This window comes from Kitasatospora sp. NRRL B-11411 (genome assembly GCF_000721345.1).
GTDB lineage: Bacteria > Actinomycetota > Actinomycetes > Streptomycetales > Streptomycetaceae > Kitasatospora > Kitasatospora cineracea.
This window is the reverse complement of the sequence record NZ_JOGH01000289.1, coordinates 1-983: the sequence shown is the minus strand read 5'-3', so window position 1 is coordinate 983 and position 983 is coordinate 1. Positions and strand designations below refer to the sequence as shown.

Below are 983 nucleotides of genomic sequence, written 5' to 3'. Positions count from 1 at the left end.
GAACTGCCCGGTCGAAGGGCGGAAGACGCCGACGTTCCCGGCCGGGCTGCCGTTGCCGGCATCCCAGTTCCCGGCCACCGGCTCGTCACCAGTCGTGGTGTCGGCAAGGACCGCGTCGACGATCTGTTCGGCGTCCTGAGCCTGGGCCTGGTACCGGGTGGGGTAGGCGGATATCTGGACGGCCTGGCAGACGTCACCGACCGGCATGGTCTGCCAGTTGCTCACCTTGAGCATCTGGTTGAGGAAGGCGTTGGTCGACCAGGTCGGGTCCATCCGCTGGTCGAAGGACCCCCAGCTGTCGCGTTGCTGGAAGAGGCCGACACTGTCCAGGTCACCGCCGGGGACGTTTCGCAGGGTGGTCTCGACGATGGAGGTGGTGACGGCGATGACAGCGGCCCGATGGGACAAGCCACGGGACTGTACGGCATTGATGATCGCACGGGCGCAGGACACCCGGTAAGCGGTCAGGTAGTTGTTGAGCGAACCGGTGAGCGCGGGGCTGAGCCGCGCGGCGATGACGTTGTCACTGCCGCTGACAGATCCGCAGGAGTAGTCGGCCAGGAGCGTCACCGCAGCCGGGTCGGAAAGATCGGTCCCCTCGGCATGGACAGCCGGTGCGGCGGCGAGGATGGCGGAGGCCAGCGCGGTGGCGACGGCTATGGCTGTGAGGCGAGGTCGCGCGATGCGGTTCATGCTATGGGTGTCCCTGATTCAGTTCGAAGATGGGCCGATTCTGGGTCGTCTGCCGCGGCTGGCCCCAGTCGAGGACGGTGAGAGAGCCGTCGTCGTTGCGGAGGTGGAACTGGCCGGTGGAGGGGCGCCAGATGCCGATGTTCCCGGCGGGGGCGCCGTTGCCGCCGTCGAAGTTGGCGGAGACGGGGAGGTCTCCTGCCTGGCCCCAGTCGAGGATCTTGAGGCTGCCGTCGTCCATGCGCAGGTGGAACTGTCCGGTCGAGGGGCGGAAGACGCCGATGTTGTCGGGG

The 983-nt window shown here is 67.5% G+C and carries 1 protein-coding gene and 1 pseudogene; both read right to left on the bottom strand.

Annotation, left to right across the window (positions count from 1 at the left end):
• Positions 1–693 (bottom strand): annotated as a pseudogene (locus IH44_RS0139975) (hypothetical protein); the annotation flags it as partial.
• Between the two features lies 1 nt (position 694).
• Positions 695–983 (bottom strand): hypothetical protein (locus IH44_RS0139970; RefSeq protein ID WP_030464764.1); only part of this gene is annotated, 289 nt, incomplete at its 5' end.